Origin of the sequence: Sediminibacterium ginsengisoli (assembly GCF_900167075.1) — a bacterium.
Lineage (GTDB): Bacteria > Bacteroidota > Bacteroidia > Chitinophagales > Chitinophagaceae > Sediminibacterium > Sediminibacterium ginsengisoli.
Window position 1 is genome coordinate 79,528 of the sequence record NZ_FUWH01000011.1, and the last position, 12,929, is coordinate 92,456.

A 12,929-nucleotide genomic window follows, 5' to 3' on the forward strand; every position below is an offset into this window, starting at 1 on the left:
TCCCTGAACCATGAACCGATCATTTCCGATATATATTGCGGATGCATTCACTAACCGCGTTTTCGGCGGCAATCCTGCTGCAGTATGTCCGCTGGAAAGCTGGCTGCCCGCAGAAACCATGCAGCAGCTGGCTGCAGAGAATAATCTTTCTGAGACCGCTTTTTTTGTGGCAAGGACCGATGGTGCTTTCGATATCAGGTGGTTTACGCCCGAGCTTGAGATCGACCTGGCTGGTCATCCTACATTAGCTACCGCGTTCATACTTTTTACAGAACTGGGCTATGCGTCCGATACCATCGTGTTTCATTCCAAAAGCGGCGAACTGCGTGTAACGCGCAAGGGTGAGCTGCTGGAAATGAACTTCCCGGCAAGAATGCCCGTAGTCTGCGATGTTCCCGCAGAACTGCTTAACGCATTCAGCATCGCTCCTTCCAGGGTTTTGCGCTCACGTGATTATTTCCTGATTTACGACACACAGGAACAGGTGGAAAATGCAAAAGTAGATTTTCAGCAGCTCAACCAGGTGGAAACACTCGGTGTGATCATTACCGCCAGGGGAAACGATGCAGATTTTGTGTCGCGCTTCTTTGTACCCAATTCTGTGATCGGCGAAGACCCGGTAACCGGTTCTGCTCACGCAACACTGATCCCTTACTGGGGTGAAGAACTGAAACTGGAGACCATGAAAGCCCTGCAGCTTTCGAAAAGAAAAGGCGAATTGTGGTGCGGCTATCACGGAGATCGTGTTACCATAGCCGGACAGGCAGCATTATATATGAAAGGAACTTATTATCTCCCATGAGCGAACAATCATCACACCAGCTGATCATTTATACAGACGGGGCTGCGAGAGGTAACCCCGGGCCGGGCGGCTACGGCGTTGTATTGTTATGGGGGCCGAAAAGAAAAGAATTATCTGGCGGTTACCGCCTTACTACCAACAACCGCATGGAATTGCTGGCAGTGATCAGGGCATTGGAATCGCTCACCAAAAAAAACATTCCGCTTACCATTTATACAGACAGCCAGTATGTAGTGAACAGCGTGGAAAAAAAATGGCTCGACAACTGGATCCGTACCGATTTCAAAGGCGGCAAAAAAAACAAGGATCTCTGGATGCAATACCACGCGCTTTCACGCCATTTCAAAATCCGTTTTGTATGGGTGAAGGGCCATGCTGACAATGCACTGAACAACCGCTGTGATGAACTGGCCACCGCTGCTGCGGATGGCAATCATTTGCTGATCGATGAAGGTTATGAAAACAGTCTCTGATAAAAAAATGCTCTGCAGCTGGAGTGGCGGCAAAGACAGTTGCTTTGCGCTGATGCAGGCTGTAAAAGAAGGTTATCAACCGGAAGTATTACTGAATGTACTGAATGAAACCGGCCTGCGTTCACGGAGCCATGGCATCCCACCTGGCTTACTGGAACAACAGGCAATGGCTGCAGACTTACCCATTCATACCATCAGCAGCAGCTGGCAGGCCTACGAGGCACAATTCATCACTGCATTGCAATCGCTGAAAAAACAATACGATCTTTCCTATGCTGTGTTCGGCGACATCGACCTGCAACCGCACCGCGACTGGGAAGAGAAAGTATGCGCACAAGCCGAACTCCGTGCGCTATTGCCACTCTGGCAGCAAAACCGGCGCAAACTGGTACTTGAAATGATCGGCAGTGGTATCGAAGCCATGATCGTGAGCTGCAATGAAGAAATGGGTGAATCCTATTTGGGCAGAATGCTTGGGCCTTCATTACTTACAGAACTGGAAACAATGGGAATAGATGCCTGCGGCGAAAACGGAGAGTTCCATACGTTTGTGATCAACTGCCCGCTTTTCAGTTATGCTGTTCCAGTTAAAGTAACAGGTAAACAACAGCATAACGGTTACTGGTTTGCGGATCTTGCTTTGTGAATGCTATTCATTCACTTCCTTTTCTTTCAGTTCTGCTTCCAGCTTTTCCTTTTTCAGATCTGTTCTTATTAACGCATATAAACTCATGTAAATATTCGCAACCCAGACCAACGCGAAACCGCTCACGAGGTAACCCCGCCAGTCAGAATACAACATCTGGAATTTTGTAATGACCAGCATCCCCATCGTTACATAATGACTGAAACAATACTCGCAGGTAAAGAGGTAAAAGAACTTGCGGCCGAACAATGTTTTCCGTGTTTTACTGTTGCGGATGCAATAATTACGGGGTTCTTCAAATACTTTTTCGTGTGTAACGGTCCATGCAATACAGGCAATAGGTAAAGCCAGCAGAAAAAGCCATGCAGTCTGGATAGCGATCGGCATAAACATATTTTATCTGTTTACAGGGCAGCCTGTTGTTCTTTTCTTGTCCATCTGGATACAGGCGTGGTATTAATCAGGAGCACCAGTATACCATCCTGGAATTTATAACCATTCACACGCAGCAGGTTCATCACAAATTCCTTTTCATTATATCCTTCGCAAATCTTTTTGGATAACCTGATCTCTTTTGCAAAAGACAGATCGCCGTCTTTTGTTTTGAAATTTCCGCTCATGTCATTGCAACCCGTAAAACCTGTAAAGCTGCTGTTACCGGTGTTGAAGCTGATGGATGGCCTTGCACCTGCAGCTGTATCGGAAGGCAGTACGGGTTGCAATACCCATGTACCTGAAAGTGTAGGCTGTTGTGCGAATGAGTGCATCCCTGAAAATAACATCATCAGCAGGCCTGTAAGGTATTTTATGTATCGGTTACTGCATTTCATAATCAATGCTTTATCTGACATAATTGCCCTTTGCAAAAACCGTGCGAACCAGGTGTAGCAGCCTTTCCCCAGCACGGCATAAGAACGGGATTAGAATTTTTATTTTACCGGTTTATAGCGCCCGTTCACCCCATCCATCCCACCCTTCCGGCAAAAAGTATACCCTGCTGGCATATATATTGAGTGAGGACGCAGGAACAATAGCTATGACTATGCAAAAACGATGTATTGTTATTTTGATGATCATTTTATCCGCTTTTTCGGCAGGACTTCATGCACAGGGTGTAACACTTTCCGGAATAGCTGCTAATCTCGATACAAAATCGCCGATGCAGGGTGCTTCGGTAAGATTATTGAATAAGAAAGACAGTGCGTCTTTGTTAACGCTTACCGATTCAACCGGCAGGTTCAGATTCGGGCAACTGCAGGCGGGCACTTACGATCTCATGATCACTTCTGTTGGTTTCGATACACTTCAGCGCACACTTCCGATCGATTCGATGGATGTAAACCTTGATACGATCTATATCGGCACTTCAGCCGGAGAACTGGCAACGGTAACAGTACGGTCGTCAACAGCACCGGTTGTACAAAAAGGAGATACAGTGCAGTTCAGCGCCAGTCAGTATAAAGTGAACCCCGATGCTACCGGCGAAGACCTCGTAAAAAAGATGGCCGGCATTACCGTAGAGAACGGACAGGTAAAAGCCAACGGGGAAAACGTACAGAAAGTAACCATCGATGGCAGGGAATTATTCGGCGATGATGCAACAGCTGCATTGAGGAACCTGCCTGCAGAGATCATCGACAAAATACAGGTATTTGACAGGCTGAGCGACCAGGCGCAGTTCACAGGCTTTGATGACGGAAGCAGTACCAAAGGCATCAACATTGTTACCAAAGCGAATATGCGCAACGGACAATTCGGAAGAATCTTTGCAGGTTATGGTACCGACGACAGATACCAGGCAGGCGGCAATGCCACTTTCCTGCACGAGAACCGCAAAATATCCGTTGTAGGAAATTTCAATAATGTGAACCAGCAGAACTTCGCTTCACAGGATCTGCTTGGCGTTACCAGCAGCGGTTCTCAGCGCGGTGGCGGCGGCGGACAACCTCGTGGTGGTGGCGGAGGGGGTGGCCGTGGCGGCGGCGGACAACCTCGTGGTGGTGGCGGAGGCGGCTTCGGTAATGCCGGCAATTTCCAGGTTGGTCAGCAGAACGGCATCAGCAAGACCAACGCGATCGGTATCAACTATGCGGATAACTGGGGCAAAAAGATCATAGTGTCCGGAAGTTATTTCTTCAACAACGCAGAAAACACAACCGAAGAAACAGTGAAGAGGCAGTATTTCCTGACCGATATCCCGAATTATAACCAGTCTACCCTTTCCACCAGCAGGAACAATAACCACCGGGTTTCCATGCGCTTCGAATACAATATCGATTCATCCAATCAGCTGATCATATCGCCCAGCCTGAGCTTCCAGGACAACCATTCTTCAAGAGAAGTGAGCACGGCATTCTTCGATCAGAAAACCGGCTTTGTAAGCAACAGAACAACCAATAACAACAACAGTTCCCGGTCAGGCAATAACCTCAGCAACAATATCCTGTGGCGGCACTCATTTGCGAAGCGTGGCAGAACCTTCTCTGTAAATCTCAACACTTCTGCCAATACCAATAAGGGCGAAACATTTACAGATCTGTATGATACCACATTTACTTCAACGGGTTTTTCCGATACTTTATCACGCCGTTATACTGATCAGTCAACAAGCGGCAGCCAGGTATCGGCCAACATCGCCTATACGGAGCCATTGGGTCAGCGCGGTCAATTACAGTTGAACTACAACCCTACTTTTTCCAAGAATAAGGCTGACCAGGAAGCCTATCAGTACGATCCTGCATCGGGTAAATACGGCCTGTTCGATCCTACGCTGTCGAGTAAATTCGATAATAAATACACCGCGCATTCAACAGGTCTTTCCTATCGTTACGGCGACAGGGATAACCAGGTTTCATTCGGTTTCAACTACCAGGTGTCCAGGCTGGAAAGCGACCAGGCTTTTCCGAGGATACTGCGGGTTGATAAATCTTTTACCAACCTGCTGCCCAATGCCATGTTACGGTTAAAGCTCTCGCAGATGAGTAATGTAAGGGTGATGTACAGGGCCAGCACCAGTCAGCCGTCCGTAACGCAATTACAGGATGTTTATGATGTAACAAATATTCCATTCGTAACGGCAGGTAATCCGTCGCTGGAACAGCAGAACACACATTTTGTAAGTACCCGTTATACTTATACAAACCCCGGAAAAGGCCTGTTGTTCGTAGGAAATATTTTTGTTCAGACCGCAAACAACTATATCACCAACGCCACATTTGTTCCACTGCAGGATTCAGCGCTCACACCGGATATAACATTGAAGGCAGGCCAGCAACTGACCAAACCTGTAAATGTGAATGGCTATCTTAACCTGCGTTCATTTGTCAACTTTGCATTTCCGCTGAAGTTCATCAAATCGAATGTAAATTTCAATGGCGGTGTAACGTACAGTAAGCTGCCGGGCATTATTAATAATGTAAGTAACATATCAAAGAATATCACTTATTCAGGAGGTGCGGTGATTGCGAGCAATGTAAGTCAGTATGTAGATTTCACGGTATCCTATTCAGCCAATTTCAGCAAAGTAATGAATGAACTGCAGCCAGAGTTGAATACGCATTACTTTTCGCATGTGGCAGGCGTACAGCTGAACCTGCTTTCAAAATCGGGCTGGTTTTTCCAGAACGATCTTACCAACCAGCTTTATTCCGGTCTTGCAGCAGGTTATAACCAGAATTATTTTTTATGGAATATGAGTGTCGGAAAAAAATTCCTGAAAGACCAAAAAGGAGAATTGAAGGTTGGCGTATTTGACCTGCTCAAACAGAACAGAAGTATTACCAGGAATGTAACGGAAACCTATTTTGAAGACGTGCAGAACCGCGTGTTACAACAATATTTCATGGCAACATTCACCTACAACCTGCGCAACTTCGGGGCATCAGCCAGTGCAGGAAGTAATGCAGGACAAAGAGGCGGCAGAAGGCCGGCCATGAATATGCCATAATAACAAACGGCTCAGAATGAAAGTTTAAGATATTGTTACTGATTCTATTTTGTGATTTTTAAAACATTTGTTGACGCACCTTTGACCGGTAAATGATTTTACCGGTTGTTGGTTCGTTAAATCAGAAAACATTTCTAAGGGTCATTGCTGTTTTGTACCGGGTAAGCCGGCGGGATTTTTTGGCAGTGAACCCACCAACCAGGCATTTGAGCATGCAACAGCATTTTATGTAGTAATAGTCCTACACCCCTATATGCACAACGGCATTTTTCAGTGATGGCCGGTACCCGCTCAAAATAATTTCCCTGTTATTTTACAACCTGTAAGCGAAAGACAACTCCTGACAACAGACTATTGCCTGTCTGAATATGACGAGGCTTCAAAAATTGTTCATTACAGGGTAAATAAACAGAAGACTAATGAGAAAAAAAATATTGCTGGGCATCGTCCTTGCGTTCCTTTTTCAACTGGCCCAGGCGCAGAATACTGCGGTAACAACCGTATCCGGGAAGATCACCGATGAACAGCAGAAACCGCTGGAAGGTGCAACTATTGCATTGTTATCTGCAGCGGATTCAACTGTATCCAAAACCACCATCAGTGCAGCTGACGGCAGTTTTATACTCGAACAACTCAGATTCGGCACTTATAAGATCAGGATCAGCCTTACGGGATATGCTACTTATACAGGAAGCGCATTCTCCGTTTCCCAGTCAGCACCCACGCATTCTTTAGCTGTAATTGCATTGACCCCGCAGGTAAATGCCTTGCAGAACGTAACAGTCAGCAGCCAGAAACCGATGATAGAACGCAAAGCAGACCGCACGGTGGTGAATGTAGATGCCATGACCAGCAGTACGGGATCAACGGCATTGGATGTGCTGGAAAAATCACCGGGTGTATCGGTTGATCAGAATGGGAATATCAGCTTTAAAGGGAAAAACGGTGTTGTGATCTTTATCGATGACAAGCCAACCTATCTTTCCGGAACCGACCTGGAAAACTACCTGCGCTCGCTCCCCTCTTCCACCATAGACCAGATAGAACTTATGAGCAATCCGCCGGCTAAATACGATGCGGCCGGTGGCGCAGGTGTGATCAATATCCGTACCAAAAGAACAAAGATCAAAGGCTTCAACGGCTCGCTTAATCTTGCATACGGGCAAGGCCGTTACGGCAGAACGAATAACAGTTTCAACTTCAATTACCGTAATAATAAATTCAACAGTTTCGGAACGGTAACCTTCGGCACGATCAATAACTTCAATGATCTGGACATCAACCGTTACTTTAAAAATCCGGATGGCAGCCGTAAATATGATTTCCTGCAGAATACTTATATCAGGCCTTCAGGAGCTGCAGTTACCGGCAAAGCAGGAATTGATTATTACGCAACGGACAAAACCACATTCGGTATCGTTCTCACCGGTGTAACAAGGAATGTAAGCCGCAAGAATGACAATGCGAGCAGGATCATCAATGCTGCATATCAGCTGGACTCAACGATCGTAGCCAACAACAACCAGGAAAATACGTTCAGGAACGCAGGTATTAACCTGAACTACCGCCACCAGTATTCTAAAGGGGGCCCTGAACTGATTGCCGACCTGGACTATATCAATTACAAAACCGCCAACGACCAGGTATTCAATAATGCCACACACCTGCCCAATGGTACGGTTACGAACAGGGACAGGCTGGATGGCCGGCTTCCGGCAGGCATCAATATTTATTCGGGCAAGATCGATTACAGCCATCCGTTCGCCGGCGGCACAAGACTGGAAGGCGGAGCCAAAACAAGTTATACAGAAACAGACAACCTAGCAGATTACCTGTATACGGCTAATAATGTAACAAGCCCCGATTACGATAAAAGCAATCATTTTATTTATAAGGAAACGATCACTGCGGCATATCTGAACTTCAATAAGGAAATGAAACGCTTCTCCGTACAACTCGGATTACGTTTTGAACATACTATTTCAGACGGAAACCAGCTGGGTAATGTAATGAAGCCGGATTCATCTTTCAAACGAACTTATTCAAGCCTTTTCCCGACTGCATACCTGAGCTACAAGCTGGACAGCGCCGGCAACAACGTACTGGTGCTGGATTACGGCAAAAGGATCAACAGGCCTTATTACCAGGATCTGAACCCGTTCATTTCACCGTTGGATAAATTCACGTATTATGTAGGAAATCCTTTCCTTCAGCCTGCATACACGCATAACCTGCAATTGTCTTATAGCTTCAAAAGCCTGTTTACCCTTTCTGCAAGCTACAGTGAGACCAAAGACGATACCAATGAAACCATCGAGATCGTGAACGGCACCTATTACAGCAGGCCTGGCAATATAGGTAAAACCATCACCAAGAGCATTTCACTGAGCGGTGGTACCGATATTGCAAAATGGCTGTCGTTCAACCTTTACACGGAAGTGACCAATATCCATACGGTCAGTAATTTTTACACAGGCACCCTCAATACCAAAGGAACCTTTGTGTATGTTCAGCCTAACCTGCAGTTCAAACTTCCGAAAGACTGGAGCCTGCAGCTGGATGGCGTTTACCAGTCGGACGTGGTATCTGCGCAATTCATTTCAAAGGCAAGGGGTCGTGTAAACATGGGTGTTTCCAAAAAAATATCACCTGCTATTACTGTGAAGGCAGCCTATAACGATATGTTCTACACGCAGGTCAACAATGGCATCATCAACAACCTGGCCAATACCGAAGCCAATTTCCGTAACCTGAGCGATTCAAGACATTTTGTGTTCTCTTTCGCCTATCGTTTCGGCAAAGCCATTTCCAACCAGCGCAGGCATAACGGAAGCAGTTCTGAAAGCGAGCAGAACAGGGTGAAAAATTAAAAGGGCCGTGTTGAAACACAGCCCTGACATGAGAAAATTGCTTGCCTTAAAATCTACTAAGTTGTTACCGGTGCAAATATACCGGTCGTTGTTTGCCATGCAGTCATGGTCAGGTTATGAAAAGATGAAGTTCTGCATGTACAATAACAACCCGTCATCATGTGTAACAACTGTTGAATAACCTGTTTACTGGTACGCGGTTTTCAACAAAAGCGCAAGGCAGCATGTGCATAGTAACATAACGGAAACATTCCCGTAACATTAACCTAACACTGCGTTTTTCTCATACAGATTTAACGCCCGCATCACAATGGCTTCATACAGTGGTGGTTATTTTATGTACAAATAATCACTATGCCAGTAAACAAACTACCCAAAGTATCTGTGATCATACCGGCATTGAATGAAGAACGTTATATCCTGCGTGCGTTGCAGGCGCTGGTTGCACAGGACTATCCCGACTTTGAGATCATCGTTACCGATAATGCGTCAACAGATCATACATCTGCTGTTGTACGCCGTTTCATCTGTTCGGAAGCAGCAGGTCATATTCCCATACAACTTTTATACGAACAGCAGCGCGGCACCAATTTCGCCCGCGAATGCGCAAGAAAGGCGGCAACCGGTTCAGTCATTGTACAGATGGATGCCGATTGCATACCGCATAAACACTGGCTGCGTAAAGGCATTTCGTTGCTGCTGCGCGGTAAACATGCTGCAGTGACCGGCCCTTATTATTATTTCGACGCAGCCTGGATCCTGCGTGAATCCACAGTGCTTGTTCAGAAGTGGTTCTATCCTGTTGTGAATCGCCTGGTACAACTCAACCGCCGGTCTGCCATCCTCATCGGCGGCAATGCTTTTATCCGGGCGGGTCTGCTTGAAGCCGCAGGCGGCTATAATACTGCGCTTACCTTTTACGGAGACGATATCGATCTGGGCGGCAGGTTATGCAGGTTCGGCTCCGTGGCTTATTCCCCGGCCATTACGCTACCGTCGTCCGCACGGCGTTATCACACCAGCGGTTTCTGGAAAGTGAACCGTAAATACCAGTCCTGTTTCTGGAAAACGATCCGCAGCCGACATCCGCTTTTCGACACGATAGAGACAGAACATCCGCGCTGACGGGTTAAGTAAGGCCGGCCTTTCAGGCCGGCCCGGGTTAAACAAACACCAACAACTGTATCCTAATAATGAATGATCCTGATCTCTGTTCTCCTGTTCAGTGCACGTCCGTCAGGATTGTCTTTTCCATTGATCTCGTTAGGGGCAACAGGACAACATTCTCCAAAGCCTTTGCTGATCAGTCGTGATGGTTCGATACCCATCTGTATCAGGTAATTGACACAGGACTTCGCCCGCTCTTCAGAAAGTACGTGGTTGTAATCATCCGTGCCTTTACTGTCTGTGTGTGCGCCCAGTTCAATCTGCATGGCCGGGTATTCTTTCATTACGGCGGCCAGTTTATCCAGTACGGGGAATGATTCGGGCCTCAGTGTTGCCTTATCGAAATCATAATAAATATCTTTCAGTATCACCGGCTGGTTCACAGGATAAGGCTTGTTCTTCTCAAGACAGATTGTTTCAATATCTATCGTATCCCTGTTAGACAGCCGCCTGAACAGAACAGGTTTGGAACGTGTTTCATAACCCTGCCATTCGGCGATCACTTTGTAAGGCCCGGCCTGCTCCAGTTCAAACGTATACACCCCGGCAGCATTTGTTTTGCCGGTAAATAACACTTTATTGTACTGGGTATCAACAAGACTGATCGTTGCGCCATTGATGGGTTCGTTGTTACGGCAATCCATCACTTTACCGCTCAGGTTCAGCAATAATTTTTTGATCTCGAACACATCCAGGCAACAGACGGAATTCCGGTCTGAACTGATATAAGCTTTTGCAAGCGGGTTAAGCGTTGATGAGGAGAAAAAGTAAATATCATCCTTTACCGAATTGATGGGATACCCGAGATTAACAGGCTCGGTCCAGGATGCGAGTGCCCCCCTGGACTGGAAGAGATCAAAGCCCCCCATACCGGTTCTGCCTTTGGTAGCAAAGATCAGTAGTTGCGAGGCAGTGTGGTAATAAGGGGCTTCTTCGTCCTCGGGAGTGTTGATCGTAAGTCCCAGGTTAACGGCATCACCTGTATTACCATCTTTATCCACCGTAGTATACCACAGGTCGTATTTGCCTGCACCGCCCGGCCGGTCTGATGAAAAGAACAGGTAATCACCGGCCAGGAACGGTTGTTTGGAAGAATACCCTTCCATGTTCACACCAGTACTGAGCTTACGCGGATCGCTCCATTTATCACCGCTGCGGTTGCTCATGAATATCTCAGCCATATTCTTTGCGTTCTTCAGCTGCCATCTTGTGAAATACATGCGCTGTCCGTCGGCACTGAAAGAAGCAACACCCTGGTGTGTGGCAGTGGCTTCAGTCAATGGAAGTTTTTTAACCTGGTCATGGGCATAGAGATAAAGGGTGTTCATATACGGATCGCCCGAAACATGTTTCTGCAAAGAGTCGGGCCTGGTAGACGTGAATACGAGTCCTTCGTTTTCCAGCCACACAGCGGCATAATTGGCACCGCCCTGGTTCACCGGCACACCCATGATCTGGGTGCTTACACCGCTAACCGGAGCATTCAGCTGCTGCTGTATAAAACGAACGCCATCCAGTTCTTTTTCGGCCTGGTTACGGTATTCATCTTTAACGGAATGCCTGGAAAGAAAATCGCTGAACTGCTGTTCTGCTTCCATGTATTTTTTGTTGGCACGGAGGCTCACGCCATACCACAATGCAGCGAGCGGGTATTGCTGTGCATTGAAGGATATGGTTTTGGCATACCATTTTTCTGCACCGGTATAATCATGAAAAAGCCGGTAGGATTCGGCGAGACGGTATACCACCGATTCGTAGGTAATAGCGTCTTTATCCTGCTTTTCCGTTTTCATGGCAACTGTGTACGGCTTATACCTGCTCTCGACATTCTTACCCTGCTTGCTGTTCAGGTATTTCTCATAATACTGGCTGGCGGAATAATAGTTGCCGCGTGCAAAATGCATATCCGCCGTGCGTTTATAATCGGTAACATACTGGGCGTCTGCAAACGATGCCAGCAACAGCAGGCAACTGCACAGACAGGAATGGATTAGTTTCATGGTTTGCAGATTTAACGGGTCGTTTGTTATAAGCGCGGACAGATGAAATATTCAACAGGATAAGGCCGGTTCTTTCTGCCGATAAAACTCAGCGAAAGCTCGAATGCATTTGGCGACCGGCTCACATTTTTCAGGTTAGATGCATTCACGTCGTAGCTGATACCCAATACCATATTTCTGAAGTTCAGTCCGGCAAAAGGCACTACCGCATCATCAAAGCGATAGTAACCACCCAGCAGTACATTGGTGTTTACATCGGCGGTGAGCTGAATATGCGCACCCAGCATTTTTTCTGTCTGGTTTCCCTGGGCCGAGTACAGGAAATTAGGTGTAAGGAACAACGACTCTCCCAGCCCGATCCTTGCGCCGCCGTGAATATTCAGCCGCATGGGAATCTTCTCAGGACTGTTGGTATAAAACTTATCATCGGGCCTGGTAAGGTGGTATACAGATACACCCCCGAAAATATTCACTTTCTTATCGGGTTCACCGTCGAAGTACAATGCACCGGCACCGGCATCGAAAGCGGTGCTGGCATACCTGTTCATAACATCACCACTTACGGTGGGATCGTACCCTGTTACAGGATTCCACTGATCGCCGAATGAAAGCTTACCCGGATCGAAGCGTCTGTCAAGCATCCCGGCCTGCAGGGCTAATACCAGGCGTTTATATCCTTCCGCACCAAAACGTACGCCGGTATAGGCAAATGTTACATAACCGCTGGTATACCTGTAACCTCCATCACCGGCAGTCTGGTTCAGAAGATTGATGCCGATATTATAGCTTTGGGATGTGGCAAGATCTGCCGATACGCCAACAGTTGAGAATGCTTTGGTGAGCTGGCTCCATTGCGAACGGTAATTGGCCGAGATACGGTAATCGCCGTCAATAGCACCGGTCAGCGCCGGGTTCAGCCACATCGGGTAAGCATAATACTGCGAAAAATGCGGGTCCGTCTGGGCGGGAGCCTGCATGGTGTGCAGGGTCCCTATCAATAACATGCATACAAGTATTCGTTTCAT

General features: G+C 47.0%; 10 protein-coding genes. 6 read left to right on the forward strand and 4 right to left on the reverse strand.

Going from position 1 to position 12,929, the window contains the following annotated elements:
- Positions 1 to 10: 10 nt before the first annotated feature.
- Genes B5D42_RS15605 through B5D42_RS15615 form a run of 3 tightly spaced genes read left to right on the forward strand, consistent with a single transcriptional unit; the run spans position 11 to position 1,921 of the window.
- Complete coding sequence (locus B5D42_RS15605) at positions 11 to 802, forward strand: PhzF family phenazine biosynthesis protein (RefSeq protein WP_078832462.1); 792 nt, start codon at positions 11 to 13, stop codon at positions 800 to 802.
- On the forward strand, positions 799 to 1,275 hold the full coding sequence (rnhA, locus tag B5D42_RS15610; protein WP_078832463.1) for a ribonuclease HI: 477 nt from the start codon (positions 799 to 801) through the stop codon (positions 1,273 to 1,275). The genes B5D42_RS15605 and rnhA overlap by 4 nt, the downstream gene beginning before the upstream one ends.
- Positions 1,259 to 1,921 carry a Dph6-related ATP pyrophosphatase gene (locus B5D42_RS15615; RefSeq protein WP_078832464.1) on the forward strand — a complete coding sequence of 221 codons (663 nt, stop codon included), beginning with the start codon at positions 1,259 to 1,261 and terminating at the stop codon, positions 1,919 to 1,921. The genes rnhA and B5D42_RS15615 overlap by 17 nt, the downstream gene beginning before the upstream one ends.
- A gap of 3 nt (positions 1,922 to 1,924) precedes the next feature.
- On the opposite strand, the gene B5D42_RS15620 is transcribed toward B5D42_RS15615, so the two are convergent.
- Together B5D42_RS15620 and B5D42_RS15625 are read right to left on the reverse strand one after the other, a co-directional pair.
- The gene (locus B5D42_RS15620; RefSeq protein WP_078832513.1) at positions 1,925 to 2,308 is read right to left on the reverse strand and encodes a hypothetical protein; all 384 of its coding nucleotides are present in this window, start codon (positions 2,306 to 2,308) and stop codon (positions 1,925 to 1,927) included.
- A 17-nt stretch (positions 2,309 to 2,325) separates the two neighbouring features.
- On the reverse strand, positions 2,326 to 2,751 hold the full coding sequence (locus B5D42_RS15625) for an META domain-containing protein (RefSeq protein ID WP_176113039.1): 426 nt from the start codon (positions 2,749 to 2,751) through the stop codon (positions 2,326 to 2,328).
- Positions 2,752 to 2,990: 239 nt separating this feature from the next.
- Here B5D42_RS15625 and B5D42_RS15630 point away from each other — a divergent pair, with 239 nt between their 5' ends.
- The 3 genes from B5D42_RS15630 to B5D42_RS15640 all read left to right on the forward strand — a co-directional run bounded on the left by B5D42_RS15630 (position 2,991) and on the right by B5D42_RS15640 (position 9,862).
- Complete coding sequence (locus tag B5D42_RS15630; RefSeq protein ID WP_176113040.1) at positions 2,991 to 5,867, forward strand: TonB-dependent receptor; 2,877 nt, start codon at positions 2,991 to 2,993, stop codon at positions 5,865 to 5,867.
- Between the two features lie 419 nt (positions 5,868 to 6,286).
- On the forward strand, positions 6,287 to 8,737 hold the full coding sequence (locus tag B5D42_RS15635; protein ID WP_078832467.1) for an outer membrane beta-barrel protein: 2,451 nt from the start codon (positions 6,287 to 6,289) through the stop codon (positions 8,735 to 8,737).
- A gap of 354 nt (positions 8,738 to 9,091) precedes the next feature.
- Positions 9,092 to 9,862 (forward strand): glycosyltransferase family A protein, encoded by a 771-nt coding sequence (locus B5D42_RS15640; RefSeq protein ID WP_078832468.1) that lies wholly within the window; start codon positions 9,092 to 9,094, stop codon positions 9,860 to 9,862.
- Positions 9,863 to 9,924: 62 nt separating this feature from the next.
- On the opposite strand, the gene B5D42_RS18200 is transcribed toward B5D42_RS15640, so the two are convergent.
- Both B5D42_RS18200 and B5D42_RS15650 read right to left on the reverse strand, forming a co-directional pair.
- Positions 9,925 to 11,904, reverse strand: coding sequence for an OmpA family protein (locus B5D42_RS18200; protein WP_078832469.1), 1,980 nt, complete (start codon positions 11,902 to 11,904; stop codon positions 9,925 to 9,927).
- Between the two features lie 26 nt (positions 11,905 to 11,930).
- Positions 11,931 to 12,929 (reverse strand): PorP/SprF family type IX secretion system membrane protein, encoded by a 999-nt coding sequence (locus tag B5D42_RS15650; RefSeq protein WP_078832470.1) that lies wholly within the window; start codon positions 12,927 to 12,929, stop codon positions 11,931 to 11,933.

Coding starts and splice junctions, on each gene's coding strand:
- B5D42_RS15605 (WP_078832462.1), top strand. CDS start 11: ATGAACCGATCATTTCCGATATATATTGCGGATGCATTCACTAACCGC.
- rnhA (WP_078832463.1), top strand. CDS start 799: ATGAGCGAACAATCATCACACCAGCTGATCATTTATACAGACGGGGCT.
- B5D42_RS15615 (WP_078832464.1), top strand. CDS start 1,259: ATGAAAACAGTCTCTGATAAAAAAATGCTCTGCAGCTGGAGTGGCGGC.
- B5D42_RS15620 (WP_078832513.1), bottom strand. CDS start 2,308: ATGCCGATCGCTATCCAGACTGCATGGCTTTTTCTGCTGGCTTTACCT.
- B5D42_RS15625 (WP_176113039.1), bottom strand. CDS start 2,751: ATGAAATGCAGTAACCGATACATAAAATACCTTACAGGCCTGCTGATG.
- B5D42_RS15630 (WP_176113040.1), top strand. CDS start 2,991: ATGATCATTTTATCCGCTTTTTCGGCAGGACTTCATGCACAGGGTGTA.
- B5D42_RS15635 (WP_078832467.1), top strand. CDS start 6,287: ATGAGAAAAAAAATATTGCTGGGCATCGTCCTTGCGTTCCTTTTTCAA.
- B5D42_RS15640 (WP_078832468.1), top strand. CDS start 9,092: ATGCCAGTAAACAAACTACCCAAAGTATCTGTGATCATACCGGCATTG.
- B5D42_RS18200 (WP_078832469.1), bottom strand. CDS start 11,904: ATGAAACTAATCCATTCCTGTCTGTGCAGTTGCCTGCTGTTGCTGGCA.
- B5D42_RS15650 (WP_078832470.1), bottom strand. CDS start 12,929: ATGAAACGAATACTTGTATGCATGTTATTGATAGGGACCCTGCACACC.